At 70.8% G+C, this 13306-nt stretch carries 15 protein-coding genes and 1 pseudogene; 6 read left to right on the top strand and 10 right to left on the bottom strand.

Annotation, left to right across the window (positions count from 1 at the left end):
* Window positions 1-9: 9 nt before the first annotated feature.
* The 5 genes from ACIA8K_RS26105 to ACIA8K_RS26085 form a co-directional block, all read right to left on the bottom strand.
* Window positions 10-189: a hypothetical protein gene (locus ACIA8K_RS26105; protein WP_396063644.1), complete on the bottom strand. Its 180-nt coding sequence runs from the start codon at window positions 187-189 to the stop codon at window positions 10-12.
* A complete protein-coding gene (locus ACIA8K_RS26100; RefSeq protein ID WP_396063642.1) occupies window positions 186-887 on the bottom strand; it encodes a family 43 glycosylhydrolase in 702 nt (233 codons plus the stop codon). The genes ACIA8K_RS26105 and ACIA8K_RS26100 overlap by 4 nt, the downstream gene beginning before the upstream one ends.
* A 7-nt stretch (window positions 888-894) precedes the next feature.
* Window positions 895-2328 (bottom strand): hypothetical protein, encoded by a 1434-nt coding sequence (locus tag ACIA8K_RS26095; protein WP_396063640.1) that lies wholly within the window; start codon window positions 2326-2328, stop codon window positions 895-897.
* Window positions 2329-2457: 129 nt separating this feature from the next.
* The gene (locus ACIA8K_RS26090; protein ID WP_396063638.1) at window positions 2458-3051 is read right to left on the bottom strand and encodes a TetR/AcrR family transcriptional regulator; all 594 of its coding nucleotides are present in this window, start codon (window positions 3049-3051) and stop codon (window positions 2458-2460) included.
* A gap of 89 nt (window positions 3052-3140) precedes the next feature.
* Entirely contained in the window at window positions 3141-3446 is a 306-nt protein-coding gene (locus tag ACIA8K_RS26085; protein ID WP_396063636.1) for a hypothetical protein, read from the bottom strand.
* Window positions 3447-3797: 351 nt separating this feature from the next.
* Here ACIA8K_RS26085 and ACIA8K_RS26080 point away from each other — a divergent pair, with 351 nt between their 5' ends.
* Together ACIA8K_RS26080 and ACIA8K_RS26075 are read left to right on the top strand one after the other, a co-directional pair.
* Window positions 3798-4514, top strand: coding sequence for a sugar phosphate isomerase/epimerase family protein (locus tag ACIA8K_RS26080; RefSeq protein ID WP_396063634.1), 717 nt, complete (start codon window positions 3798-3800; stop codon window positions 4512-4514).
* Entirely contained in the window at window positions 4511-5596 is a 1086-nt protein-coding gene (locus ACIA8K_RS26075) for a Gfo/Idh/MocA family protein (RefSeq protein WP_396063632.1), read from the top strand. Before ACIA8K_RS26080 ends, ACIA8K_RS26075 begins: the two co-directional genes overlap by 4 nt.
* Before the next feature lie 66 nt (window positions 5597-5662).
* Here ACIA8K_RS26075 and ACIA8K_RS26070 read toward each other — a convergent pair whose 3' ends face one another.
* Window positions 5663-6481, bottom strand: a complete 819-nt coding sequence (locus ACIA8K_RS26070; protein ID WP_396063630.1) for a helix-turn-helix domain-containing protein — start codon at window positions 6479-6481, stop codon at window positions 5663-5665.
* Between the two features lie 125 nt (window positions 6482-6606).
* On the opposite strand from ACIA8K_RS26070, the gene ACIA8K_RS26065 reads away from it, so the two are divergent.
* Window positions 6607-7377: an SDR family NAD(P)-dependent oxidoreductase gene (locus ACIA8K_RS26065; RefSeq protein WP_396063628.1), complete on the top strand. Its 771-nt coding sequence runs from the start codon at window positions 6607-6609 to the stop codon at window positions 7375-7377.
* Between the two features lie 74 nt (window positions 7378-7451).
* A complete protein-coding gene (locus tag ACIA8K_RS26060; protein ID WP_396063626.1) occupies window positions 7452-8192 on the top strand; it encodes an SIMPL domain-containing protein in 741 nt (246 codons plus the stop codon).
* Window positions 8193-8344: 152 nt separating this feature from the next.
* Here the strand turns inward: ACIA8K_RS26060 and ACIA8K_RS26055 are convergent, their stop codons facing one another.
* Both ACIA8K_RS26055 and ACIA8K_RS26050 read right to left on the bottom strand, forming a co-directional pair.
* Window positions 8345-9010: an NADPH-dependent F420 reductase gene (locus ACIA8K_RS26055; RefSeq protein ID WP_396063624.1), complete on the bottom strand. Its 666-nt coding sequence runs from the start codon at window positions 9008-9010 to the stop codon at window positions 8345-8347.
* A complete protein-coding gene (locus tag ACIA8K_RS26050) occupies window positions 9010-10035 on the bottom strand; it encodes an Atu2307/SP_0267 family LLM class monooxygenase (protein ID WP_396063622.1) in 1026 nt (341 codons plus the stop codon). The genes ACIA8K_RS26055 and ACIA8K_RS26050 overlap by 1 nt, the downstream gene beginning before the upstream one ends.
* A gap of 74 nt (window positions 10036-10109) precedes the next feature.
* Between ACIA8K_RS26050 and ACIA8K_RS26045 the strand changes: the two genes are divergently transcribed.
* Entirely contained in the window at window positions 10110-10562 is a 453-nt protein-coding gene (locus ACIA8K_RS26045; RefSeq protein WP_396063620.1) for a MarR family winged helix-turn-helix transcriptional regulator, read from the top strand.
* A 107-nt stretch (window positions 10563-10669) separates the two neighbouring features.
* On the opposite strand, the pseudogene ACIA8K_RS26040 reads toward ACIA8K_RS26045, so the two are convergent.
* A pseudogene (locus ACIA8K_RS26040) lies at window positions 10670-11599 on the bottom strand (glycoside hydrolase family 5 protein); the annotation flags it as partial.
* A 325-nt stretch (window positions 11600-11924) separates the two neighbouring features.
* Here ACIA8K_RS26040 and ACIA8K_RS26035 point away from each other — a divergent pair.
* Complete coding sequence (locus tag ACIA8K_RS26035) at window positions 11925-12812, top strand: hypothetical protein (protein ID WP_396063618.1); 888 nt, start codon at window positions 11925-11927, stop codon at window positions 12810-12812.
* A gap of 12 nt (window positions 12813-12824) precedes the next feature.
* Here the strand turns inward: ACIA8K_RS26035 and ACIA8K_RS26030 are convergent, their stop codons facing one another.
* Window positions 12825-13265 (bottom strand): phosphotransferase, encoded by a 441-nt coding sequence (locus ACIA8K_RS26030; RefSeq protein WP_396063616.1) that lies wholly within the window; start codon window positions 13263-13265, stop codon window positions 12825-12827.
* Window positions 13266-13306: the final 41 nt, after the last annotated feature.

Here is a 13306-nt window from a genome sequence, read left to right as displayed (position 1 = left end):
GTCACCCGCTCAGCTGAGCAGGAACGCCGACGCGCCGCCGGTGACAAGCGTGCCGCGCTCATGCCGCAGATAGACCGCGGGATCTGCCGCCAGCCGTAACGTCACTCCACCGGCGGGCCGTGCGGTCCGGGTGAAGGAGGCGCGTTCCGGTTCCGCCGTTCCGGGCACGACGCGGACGGCGCCGTTCACCACGCGCAGGTACCGGTCCGGATGGCTGACCGCCTGGAGGGCTCCCGCGTGGGCGTGGCGATCCGGGTCGGCTTGCCGCCGAGCGTCCACGGGTTCGCCATCGGCGCGATGTAGAGGCTGGTGTTGACCGCGATCTCCGGCTCGGACTCCGCCCAGATGAGGTAGCGGCGGCCCCGGTGCGCGAACGTGGTGGCGTCGAGCGTGAAGCCCTCCCACTCGGTGATCAGCTTGCCGCGCAGGCTCCAGCCGTCCGGGTCGGCCGGGTCGGCGCGCGACGACTCCAGCACATAGGTCCGGATCCGGAACACGTCGTCGGAGTCGCCGGCCGCGACGTAGATGTACCAGCGGTTGTCGATCCGGTGCAGCTCCGGCGCCCAGATGTGCCCGGCCATGGCGCCGGTGGCGGGTCGCCGCCAGATCACCGACTCGGCCGCGGTGCCGAGCCCGGCGATCGTGGTGGCGCCCCGGACGATGATCCGGTCGTACTCCGGGACCGAGCCGGTGAAGTAGTACTTCCCGCCGACCGGCCGGGTGATGAACGGGTCGGCACGCTGCAGAATCAACGGATCATTCGTGGGTACGCCGTAGATCTGCGCGTCCGTGCGGTCGTCCTTCGCGGCGGCGGGCACGGCGGCGGCCCCGAGTCCGGCGACCGCGCCGAGGCCGAGCCCGCCGCGAATGAGGGTGCGTCGATTCATCAGATCCTCACTTGATCCTCAGGCGCAGGAACGTCACCGAGTTGGCGGGAAATGTCCGGGTGAAGTCGGACGAGATGCCGGTGACGGTGCTGGTGACCGGCTGGATCGGCTCGGCGGAACGGGTGTTCTGCTCGGCCGGGTCGCCGGTGATCACGGTCATCCGCGCACGGTCCCTGACCCGGACGCCGCCGAGATCCAGTCGCGTCACCGCGGGCGTGTCCTGCGCGTTGACCACCTTCACGATCAGCTCACCGGCGCGCTCGTCACGTGTCACGACCTGCGCCACGGGTGACGTCGCCACATCGTCCGTGAATCCGCCCCACTCCACGCCGTCCAGCAGCAGCTTCACCACGTTGCCGCGGACCTGGACGGTGAGGTCGTAGGTACGCCCGGTCTCGACAGTGTTCGGCTTGGTGAGGATCTGCTCCTTGGCCCCGCCGACGCCCTTCTCGACAGCGCCCTGGGTGTTGTTCCAGCCGCCCAGGTTCCACCAGTAGAACGCGCCGGTCTCCTTCAGCCCGAAGCCGACCAGGAAGCCCTCCGCGCCGGAGATCTTGGTGGCCTTGACCGAGTAGTCGTAGTCGGTCGCGGTGATGTCCGCGCCACGCACCATGGTGTCCTGCGCCGCCGTGTCCGACTGGACGTAGGCACCGTCCACGACGGACCACGCGCCCCGGCCGGTGAACGGCGACCAGGCGTCCGCGCCTGCCGAGAAGTCGACCGCGACGTGCGTCAGACGGAACGGCGCCGGGTGGCCCATCCGCGCCCGCAACCCGCCCCACGTCGAGGTGGCCGGCCCGTTGGCAAACTCGATGAGATCAAGCGTGTCCTGGATGTGCCGTTGCAGCAGCGCCTCGTCCTCGGTCGCGCGGTTCTGGCCGCAGCCGGTCACCAGCGCGGGCACCACCGGAAGCGGCATCGCGCCGATGTCCTCGGAGAACTGGAAGTACTCGAAGTAGCCCAGCCCGTACGACTGGTTGTAGCCCCAGAAGTTCTTGTTCGCCGCCCGCTCCTCGACCGGCCCGACCGTGTCCTTCCACTGGTACGAGCGGGCGCGCTCGTAGTTCGAGGCCGCGTCGTACCCCTGATGACTTCCGGTGTTGACCAGACAGCCGCCGGGGAAGCGCACGAAGCCCGGGGCGAGCGCCGCCACCTTCTCCGCGAGATCCTTCCGCAGCCCGTGGTTCTTGAACGTGTCCCGCGGGAACAGCGAGATCTCGTCGAGCGCGACCGCACCTCCCGCCCGCACGGTCAGCCGCCCGGCGTCGGTGGTCCGGTCCGCCCGGAGCGTGCCTGTGTACTTCGCCCAGCCGCCGCCCGTCGCTGTGATCGTCAGCGGCCTGCCGAGCGCCTGCCCCGCCGCGTCGTGAAGCGTGACAGTCAGCGGCGTGCCGCCCGCGTCCACCCGCGCCCAGACCGAGAAGTCGTAGAGCGCGCCCACAGCCTCAATGACACATCTCGATTCGTCAACGTCTATGCGTCCGCCCGGAACACCTGCAAAGCGGCCCATTGCAGCAGCATGACGGTCTTCGCGTGACCCCCAGGCAGGCCGGCTGGATGGTGAGACGCGTCAGCGGAGCAGCGCGCGCCGCACCGACTCCAGCAGCCAGCGCTCCGCAGAGTCCAGCGACCAGCCGTTGTCGCCGGTGAGCGTGAAGTAGGACGCGTTGCCGAGGTAGTAGAAGAGCACGTCCGTCGCCTCCGGCACGCTCATCCGCAGCACACCGAGCGACTCCAGGCGGCGCGCGGCGGACGTCAGACTGGCCCGCTGACTCGCCTGGACGAGACTCAGGCTCTCCGCCGCGGCCGGTTCGTGCGGTGCGGTGTCCGCGACCACGCGCATCAGGTCGGCCCAGCCGGCGAACGACTCGCGGGTGGCGCGCACGGTGCGCCGGAGCACCTCGTCCGGGTCGGTGGCCTCCACGATCGCGGTCATCGCCGGGCTGATCGCGCACTCCTCGGCACTGCCCCGGATGACGGTCTTGAGCAGGTCCTGCTTGCCGCCGCCGACCGCGTAGACAGTGGCCGGCGCCACCCGTGCGCTCTTCGCGATCTCGTTGACGGTGGTCTTCACGTACCCCTTGGCCACGAAGAGCTCACGCGAAGCCGCGATGATCGCCTGGCGCGTGGCCTCGGCATATTCCGCCCGCCGACTGGTCTGCACCCGATCACGCTAACATCCCATGATCAGAGCGAGGCTCTGACGAAAAGAGCCCGAAACCCTTTGTGGGTACGGGATGCGCTTCCGAACGCTCAGGCCGGGAGAAACGCGATCAGAAGGTCCCAGAAGAGCACCGCCAGGCCGAGCGCGACCGGGACGCCGAGCCAGCGGGCCGCGGGGACCATCCGGAACCACACAGTGCCGGCCGCGGCCACCAGCATGATCGCGGCGCCGAGCAGGAGGTTGGCCAGGACGCGGTCGGCGTCGAGCCAGAACGAGAGCGCGTTGGCAAGCAGGACCACCGCGATCACGGCGGCGGCCGCGGTGACCGCAACGGCGGTCAGCGCGCGCAGGGCCGGTGGGAACTCGCGCAGTCCGGTCAGCACGCTCGTCCGCATGGCTCTCCCTCTCGATGCACCGGCCGGGATACGTCCGGGAGCTGAAAGGTAGGTCAGCGGCGGCCGTCGACGCACGGTCTTGACAGCGGACAGTGGCCCATGCGTTCGCACGAGACCGTCCGGCTTTGAGGCTTTTGCACGCAGATAGCCCGAAATATTGGGATAAAGGGTTGAGGCACGACGAGCCGAACGGCGGATGCGCCCTCACAACGGCACGTGACCCTTCAATTACTCAAAGTAATGATCGCTCGCCACGAATTGATCTGGACGTGTGGCCCGGATTCGACAAGACTCGATGCGATATGGCACCCGTCAAGAACCGCCACCGACTCTTGGTAGGGAGCATTGACCATGACATTGGCCGTCCAGCTCTTCACCGTCCGGGACCGCCTCATCGAGGACCGCCCCGGCACGCTGCGGGCCCTCGCCGACGCCGGTTACGACGCGGTCGAACCCTTCCGTGCGCACCTCGACCCGCACGCGTTACGCGCCGACCTCGACGCGGCCGGCCTGACCGTCTGCAGCGCGCACGCCGACCTGCTCGGCGCGGATGCGGATGCCGCGTTCGCCGCCGCGCCGGTGCTCGGCACGGACACGCTGATCCAGGCCTACCTACCGCCGGACAGGTTCGCCGCCCGCGAGACCGTCGCGGACACCGCGAAGCAGCTCAACGCCGCCGCGATCCGGGCCGCCGGTACCGGGCTGCGCCTCGGCTACCACAACCACCACTGGGAGGTCGGCACGCTTATCGACGGCACCACCGCGCTCGAGGTGCTGGCCGACCTGCTCTCCCCGGAGGTGCTGCTCGAGGTGGACCTCTACTGGGCCGCCACCGGCGGGGCCGACGTCCCCGCGCTGCTCGGCCGACTCGGCGAACGGGTGCAGTTTCTGCACGTCAAGGACGGCCCGGCCACGGTCGAGGGGCCGATGACCGCGGTCGGCGAGGGCGTGGTGCCGATCGCCGCCTCCCTCGCGGCCGCCCCTGGCGCGCAGCGGATCGTGGAGCTGGACCGGTGCGCCGGCGACGTGCTCGAGGCGCTGGTCACGAGCGCGGCGGCGCTGCGATGAGCGGCCCGGTCGGTCTCGCGATCGTCGGCTGCGGCACGGTCAGCCACCAGTATCTGCAGACGCTCGCCGGCTACCCCGAGGACGTGCGCGTGCTCGCCTGCGCCGACCTGGACCCGGCCCGCGCGGCCGAGGTGGCGGAGAAGTACGGCGTTCCTGACGCGACAGACGTCGCCACCGCTATCGCCCACCCGGACGTGGAGCTGGTCGTCAACCTGACCATCCCGGCCGCGCACGACCAGGTGGCGGCGGATGTGATCGCGGCCGGGCGGCACGTCTACAACGAGAAGCCGCTGTCGCTCGACCGCGCGTCCGGCGCCCTGATGCTCGCGTCCGCCGCCGCGGCCGGTGTGCGGGTCGGCGGCGCGCCGGACACGTTCCTCGCCCCCGGCATGGCGACCGCGCTGCGCGCCGCGACGGAGGGCCGGATCGGCACGCCGCAGAGCGCGCTGCTGATCATGCAGAGCCCGGGCCCGGAGTCCTGGCACCCCTCCCCCGAGTTCCTCTACCAGCATGGGGCCGGCCCGCTGTTCGACATCGGTCCGTACTACCTGACCGCGCTGACCGCCGCATTCGGCCCGGCCCGGCGGGTGGTGGCACAGGGGCGGCAGGCGTTCCCGGCCAGGACCATCGGCAGCGGCCCGAAGGCCGGGACGGACTTCCCGGTCGAGGTGCCGACGCACGTGACCGCGCTTATCGAGTTCGCCTCCGGGCCGGTGGCGACGCTTGTGATGAGCTTCGACTCGCCGCTCGTACGGACCGGCCTACTGGAGATCACCGGTACCGAGGCGACCGTCGCGCTCCCCGACCCGAACGCGCATCGGGCGACCGGCCGGATCCTGCGCCGTGGCGAGCCGGACTGGTCCGAGCTGACGGTGCCGGCCGGGTACGACGATCCACACGTCGGGCGCGGTTTCGGCGTCACCGAGATGGCGCGGGCGATCCGGGCCGGTGTGCCGCACGCGGCCTCCGGTGAGCGGGCGCTGCACGTGCTCGACCTGATGCTGTCGATCCAGGAGTCGGTGGACAGCGGCGCCTATGTCGAGGTCTACAGCACGTTCACCCGTACCCCCGGCGGCTCTTGATCTAGGCGCTGTGTCGACGTGGGATGCCGGGCTGCGGCGAGGCCCAGGCGCCACAGCGCCTGGGGTTCAGACCGCCGCGAGCGTGCCGAGCATGGCCAGCTTCTCCTCGTCCGCCGACCCGGCGTCCGGGTGGTAGACCACGAGCATGATGCCGTCCGTGCCGCTGACGTGCAGCTTCTCCCGGTTCAGCGTGATCTCGCCGACCTGCGGGTGGACGAACGACATGGTCGCGCCGAGCCGGGACCGCACGTCGTGCCGCGCCCACAACCGCCGGAACAGCGGGCTGGCAAGCGACATCTCCCCGACCAGCTCGACCGCCCGCGCGTCGTCGACGTCAGTGCCGATCGCCTCCCGCAGATGCGCCACGAGCGTCACCGCCGCCTCCTCCCAGTACGGCAGCAGCGCCTGCTCCGCCGGGTCGAGCAGCACGTCCCGGATCCGGTTCCCGCCCGGCGCCAGACGCGGTGACAGCGCGGTCGCAAGCGGGTTCGCCACGAGCACGTCCATGCACCGCCCCTCCACGAACGCGGGCAGCGGCAGCATCGCGACAAGCTTCGCCGTGCTGGCCGGCACGCTCTCCTGGCGCCGCCTGCGGATCCGGCGCGGCGTGTCCGCCCCCAGCCCGAGCAGGTACTCGCGCGAGTCGTCGTCCAGGCGCAGCACCCGGGCCAGCGAGCTCAGCACCTGCACGGACGGGTGCCGGTCCCGGCCGCGCTCCAGGCGCAGGTAGTAGTCGGCGCTGATCCCGGCCAGCATCGCGACCTCCTCCCGGCGCAGACCCGGCACCCGCCGTACGCCGAGCACCGGGATGCCCGCCTCGTCCGGGGTGACGAGCTCACGGCGGGCCCGGAGGAACGCGCCCAGCAGGTTCGGCTCGTCGGTCATGCTCCGAGCGTAGGCCGCGCATGTCGTGGGAGAGGGGGTCCCGTCAGGGCTCTGGATCGCGTTCCCGGGCCGGCGGATCGTGGGGTCCACTCAATCGCGGGTTTCCTGTTCAAGGGAGCGAACACATGTCCACAGCACTCGTCACCGGCGCGTCCTCCGGCATCGGGCAGGCCTTCGCGGAACGACTGGCCGCGGACGGTCACGACCTGATCGTCGTCGGCCGGCGGAAGGACCGCCTGGAGGCGCTCGCGTCGTCGTTGCCGTCGGTGACGGTCGAGGTCGTCGTGGCGGACCTGTCCACGGATGAGGGCATCGACGCGGTCGCCGCCGTCGCCGCGGACCGGTCGCCGGCCGTGCTCGTCAACAGCGCGGGCGTGGCGCACTACGGGCCGATGGCGTCGTTGCCGGCCGCGAAGGCCCGCGAGCTGGTCGGCGTGAAGGTGGTCGCGCCGACCATGCTGACCCGGGCGGCCCTGCCCGGCATGCGTGACCGCGGGGAAGGCACGATCATCACCGTGGCCGGGATGCTCGCATTCGGCGGACCGGCACCGGCCTCCCCGCTGGCCCGCGCGATCTACACCGGCACGCTTGCGCACCTGGTCGCCTGGACGCAGACGCTGCACGGCGAGCTGGCCGGCACCGGCGTGACGGTGCATGTCGTGTGCCCGGGGATCGTGGCGACGGAGTTCCACTCGGTGCAGGGGATGGACCTGTCCGCGGTCCCGCGGATGTCCGCCTCGGACGTGGTGACAGGCGCGCTGGCGGGGATCGCACTCGGTGAGGTGGTCAGCGCTCCCGGCCTGGAGGACCGCACCCTCCTGGACGCGATCTTCCAGGCGGACGTGGCCGCGTTCACCGCCCAGAGCCCGACACTGGCCACCCGCTACCGCTCGTAACAGGCCGTTATAACGGAAATATGGGTGTAAAGAGCGTTAAATGGGGAGGAAAACATACTGGGGAAGGTAGGAAAATGAGAATGTCCCATATCGCGCTTCCGGTACGCGTCGTGCTGATGACGTCCCTGGTCAGCCTGACCGGGCTGGTCTGCGGCTCGCCGGCCGTGGCGGACCCCGCCGGCCAGCCTCGGGAGAGCGTGCTGGTGACCGGGACCGGCGAGGTGTTCGGGGAGCCCGACACCCTCTCGGCGAGCTTCGCGGTCGAGACCAGGGCGGCCACCGTCACGGAGGCGCTTGACGGCGCCAGCGCCGCGGCGATCCGGATGCGGGACGCGCTCATCAAGGCCGGCCTGACCAGAGCCGACCTCCAGACGTCGAACGTCGCCGTGGGTGCGACGGAGAACGATGACAAGAAGGTCGTCGGCTACACCGCGAGCCAGGGCCTCACCGCCACGATCCGGGACCTGCCCGGCGCCGGGGCGCTCCTGTCCACGGCCGTCGCGGCGGGCGGTGACGCGGCACGGCTGACAGGGGTGTCGTTCTCGATCGAGGACTCGGCCGGACTGCTCGCCGAAGCACGCAAGCGGGCGTTCGCCGACGCCCGGGACAAGGCCGAGCTCTATGCCCGCCAGGCCGGCAGGTCCCTCGGCCGGGTCGTCCGGGTGAGCGAGGACAACGCGGTCTACCACGGGGCGTCCGCCAACTACAGCCTGGCGGCGGATGCGGCAGGCGCGGCGGTGCCGATCGAGCCGGGCCGCCAGCAGCTGACCGCGACAGTCACAGTCGAGTGGTCCTTCGCCGCGCCGCGGCTCTAGAACCTGTGATGCCCGATCCGGTGGGATCGGGCATCACCGGACCGGCCAGGCGTCGGGCAGCTCAGCGGCGCGTTCTGGCGTGGGGCGCCGGGCCGAGCCCCTGCCGGCGCTGACCCTGGACGGGCTGCGGGCCTGAGTGCTGCGGGCCTGCGTCAGGACGCGCGGGCCGCCTGCACGACGCGGCCCCGCTCGGAGGACTCGAAGCGGGCCAGGATCGCGCGCACCTCGTCCGCGTCAGTGTTCGCGCCGAACAGCTCCGTGCCCGGTTCCATCCGCACGCCCTCCGCGAGCGGCCCGGCGAGCACCGGGTCGAAGCCGAGCGCGTCGACAAGCGTCGCCACCTCGGCGGCCGGCTCGGGATCACCCGCGATCGCGATGGCCCGGCGGCCGGGTGCACCGGCCGGACGCGCCCCCTCCTCCAGGTCGTGGTACCCCATGTGGTTGAACGCCTTCACCACGCGCGCGCCCGGCATCGACGCGGCCACTGTCTCGCTCGACGAGGTGCGCGGGTCGGTGAGGTCGTCGCGGATGCCGTCGACCTCCCACCAGTAGTTCATCGCGTCGATCACGAGCTTGCCGTCGAGCGGCGGCACCGTGCGGTACTTCCCGAGCGGCAGCGCCAGCACCACCACGTCCGCGCGGGAGACGGCCTCCGCGCCGGTCACGGCCACCGCGCCCGGCGTCAGGATCTCCACGATCAGCCGGATCTTCGCGGGGTCTCCGGAGCCGGCGATCAGCACGTCGTAGCCGGCCGCGACCGCGAGCCGGGCCAGGACGGTGCCGACCTTGCCGGCGCCGAGAATGCCGAGCGTGGACATCAGTTCTCCGTCATCATGTCGCGGACCATGGGGAACACCTTCGTGCCGAGCAGTTCGACAGCGCGCGTGCGGGCCGAGGCCGGGACCGCGCCGATCGAGTAGATGAGGTCGAAGCGTCCCACATCGAGCGCCTTCGCGGCCCGGGCCATCTTCCGCGCCACGGTCTCCGGCGATCCGATGTAGAGCGACCCGTGCTCCACCTCCGCGTTGTACTCCTCGCGGTGCAGCGGCGGGAAGCCGCGCAGTGGGGCGAGCGTGTCGCGCAGCTTCTTGTAGTGCGGGTAGAACAGCTCGTGCGCCTCCGCGTCGGTGTCCGCGACGAAGCCGGGCGAGTGCAGGCCGACCGGGTAGGCGACCGTGCCCAGCTGCTCCGCGGCCCGGCGGTAGAGGTCGACGTGGCCACGGAACCGATCCGGGCGCCCGCCGATCACCGCGAGCATGAGCCTGAGGCCATGCCGGGCGGTGCGGACCACTGACTGCGGCGACCCGCCCACGCCGACCCAGGTGCGCAGCCGCCCCGACTCGGTCTTCGGGAACACGTCCACGTCCGTGAGCGCGGGCCGGGTAGCGCCGGACCAGGTCACCGGCTTCTCGTCGAGGAGCTTCACGAACAGGTCGAGCTTCTCCTCGAACAGCAGGTCGTAACGGCTCAGATCAAAGCCGAAGAGGGGGTACGACTCGGTGAACGACCCGCGCCCGAGGATCGCCTCGGCCCGCCCGTGGGAGAGCGCGTCGACTGTCGCGAACCGCTGGTGCACGCGGACAGGGTCGTCAGTGCTGAGCACAGTGACGGCCGAGCCGAGCGTGATCCGCTCGGTGCGGGTGGCGATGCCGGCCAGCACGGTCTCCGGCGTGGAGATCGCGTACTCCGGCCGGTGGTGCTCACCGAGCCCGATCGCGTCGATGCCGAGCTGGTCCGCGAGCACGGCCTCGTCCAGAACCTGCCGGATCGCGGCCGGGTGGGACATCAGCGCGCCGTCGTCGCCGGTGGGCAGGTCACCGAAGGTGTTCAGGCCCAGCAACATGACGTCACCTCCAAGATAATTGACGTGTCAATCGACAGTATGATGGACGCGTCAACAACAGGAGGTGCGCGGTTATGCCCCGGAAGCTCCCCACCCGCGACGAGCTGGCCGTCTGGCGCGAGTTCACCGAGACGACGAACGTGTTGCGCACCCGCCTCGCCGCCCGCCTGCACGACGACGCGGCGCTCTCCCCCGGCGACTACGCGGTCCTGCTCGCACTCAGCGAGGCCGAGGGCCACCGGATGCGCTCGTCCGAGCTGGCCGCGCACATCGAGTGGGAGCGCAGCCGCCTCTCCCACCACCTCGGCCGGATGGAGCGGCGCGACCTGATCCGCCGCGAGGAGACGCCCGGCGACAACCGCGGCGCGCTCGTCGTGCTGACCGCCGCCGGCGACACGGCCTTCCACGCGGCGACCGTGCCGCACCTGCGGGCGGTCCGCGAGCTGTTCGTGGACGCGCTCACCCCGGAACAGCTCGCCGCCGCCAAGGAGATCGCCGAGGCGCTGCGGAAGCATCTCACCCGCTAGGTCTTCGCCCGGCCACCGCGGGACTGGAGCCCGCGGGAGCGTGCGGGCCGGACCACCGCGTGAGCGGGAAGATCGACCTTAGGCTCTTGATCTTCGGGGTGGTCCGGTCAGGATGCGCGGATCCGGTCGCGGACCCAGCGGCCGGCCTCCTTCAGCCGCGCGGTGCCGGAGTAGGCGCCGGCCGCGGAGGTGCCTTCGGCGAAGACCGCGCCGGTGCGCAGGTCGTCGGAGTAGTTCCAGTTGACCCAGCTGACGCCGTGCTGTGCCAGTAGGTCCAGGTAGCGCTGGGCCTGCGCGAAGTCGTTCGGCCCGTCGCCCGTGTGCTCCTGCGTGCCGAACTCGGTGACGAACATCGGCAGCCGGCCGACCGCATCCCGAAGCGTGTTCAGGTAGTGGTCGTCGTGTGACGCCGCATAGAAGTGGAACGTGTACATGACGTTGGCCGCGTCGACCGGGTTGGCCAGGATGCGCGCGACGCCCTCGCCGTCACCGGACGCGCCGAGCGACGACCAGTCCTCCGTGCCGACAAGTACGATGCCGTCCGGATCCTGCGCGCGGATGACCGGGACGATCTGATCTGCGTAGGACTTGATCGTGTCCCAGTGCACGCCGCTCGGCTCGTTCGCGATCTCGTAGAGCACGTTCGGCTTGTCCCGGTGCCGCGCCGCGACCTGCTGGAAGAACGTGCGCGCACGGTCGAGGTTCGCGTGCGGGTCGCCCGGGTCGAGCAGATGCCAGTCGATGATCGCGTAGAGCCCACGCGCCGTGGCCAGCTCGACGATCTCGTTCACCCGCGCCGTGAAACCTGCCGGATCGGTCTCGTAGCCGCCCTCCTGCACGTACAGGGAGATGCGCAGCACGTCGGCGCTCCACTCGTTCGCAAGCACGTCAAGCGAGCCGGCTGTCACGCAGTGGGAATACCACTGCAGGCCGTGCGTGCTCATCCCGCGCAGCTGGATCGGCGTTCCCGCGCTGTTGCACAGCTGCCGCCCGCGGACCCGAAGCCGCCCGTTCCGCCCGACCGGGGTCGTCGCTATGCCGCCGGTTCCCACAAAGAGTGTCATGCCGCTGGCAACGAGCGCCGCGACCGGAAGACGTGCCGGCAGCGGTGGCGCACCGTGGCGCTTTGGCCTCTTCGACGCGAAGCGACCTGAGCCGTCGGCGGGAATTTCGTACTTGTCCGGCTATAAGCGACAACCAGGACTCCGGCATTGTCCGGTGCGGAGTATCTGCGGTGCCGTGACAAGCAGGCCGGATGCACCGACTCGTCCGATGTCGTCCGGGAACGCGGCGATCCGACTCCGTGACGGGTTCTCCTTCTCCGTGCCCCTGCTTCAGGCCCGGCGAAGGAGAACCATGAACATGCCCACCCGACCACGGCGACTCCTCGCCGCGCTCGCCACGGCGCTCTGCCTCACGGCCTGCGGTGGCGGCGACGGCGGTGGCGCGGAGGGCGCGACGACGCCGACGGCCTGGCCGCAGCCGGTCGACGGCAAGGTCACCGAGGCGATCTGCGACGTGCTGACCACTGACGACTTCCTGGCAGTCGGCGTCCATGCCATGCGGTGGGAGGATCGGAAGCCGGCGCCGCACCTGAGCCCCAACGCCGTCACCTGCCACGCACTCGGCGGCCACTTTCTCACGTTCAACCTGCAGCCGAACCCCGAGTCGGCCGAGCTGTACTTCACCTGGCTCGTCGGCCAGAACACCCGGAACGGCGGCGTCGGCACCGCGGAGACGGCCGTTCCGGGCGCCGACGAAAGCTGGCTCACCACAGGTGGCGACGGCGTCGATCTGCTGGTCCGGCGCGGCGCGCTGATCATCAATCTGGCCGTGGGCTTCCTGCACGACGACAAGGACTTCGACCCGGCGAAGTCCGCGGCCACCCTGATCGGCCAGGCCCTGGAACGCCTGCCCGACGTCGGCCGCACCGCCACCGGCGGCCCACACCAGATGGTCATGACCGTGACCGGCAAGAACAGCCCGGACGCGACGATCATCTACCACGGCCCGCTCGACACCCAGGTGACCCAGGAGACGGTCGGCCTGCCCTGGACGAAGACGTTCCCGTTCCCCACGTTCGGCACTCAGGGAACGTCGGTCACCCTGACCGCCTCCTCGAACACCCTGCCGACCTCGGCCGCCTATCCGATCCTGACCTGCGTCATCACAGTCGACGGCGTCGAGGTGGGTACCGGCACCCCCGGAACGTTTACCTCCTGCAGAGGTTCTTTCACCGAGAAGGGCTGACGCGCCCGTGCCTCACATGCGCGCTTTCAGCACGTCGATCTCGCAGCCGGGCGCGGACGGGTCGAAGCCGTGGTCGACCAGCCAGTGGATCGCGGTCAGGCTTCGCAGGGACCACCAGGCGCGAATGACGTCGAGGTCGACGCCGGTGCCGTAACCGGCGAGGACGTCGGCCAGGCGGTCCTCGTGGCCGAGGGTGAGGATGGCGAGGTCGAAGAGGGGATCGCCCTGGGCCGCCTCGGACCAGTCGATGATGCCGGTGACCTCGTCGGCCTCGGTGAAGACGTGGGTGATCTGCAGGTCGCCGTGGATGAAGGCCGGGGTCCAGGGGCGGAGCGCGGCCTCGGCCACCTCGCGGTTGCGGGCGATCAGGCCGGCGGGGAGGACGCCTGCGACGGCGAGCCACTCGCACTCGGCGTCGAGTTCGGCGGCCACGACGACCTCGATCTCCGTCACGTCGCACATCTTCGCCAGGACGGTCGTCGGTGGCACCCGAT

The sequence above is a fragment of the Catenuloplanes sp. NPDC051500 genome (genome assembly GCF_044454585.1).
In the GTDB taxonomy this organism is placed as follows: domain Bacteria; phylum Actinomycetota; class Actinomycetes; order Mycobacteriales; family Micromonosporaceae; genus Catenuloplanes.
Note: the sequence above shows the minus strand (reverse complement) of the source record. Positions and strands in the feature narration are given on the sequence as shown.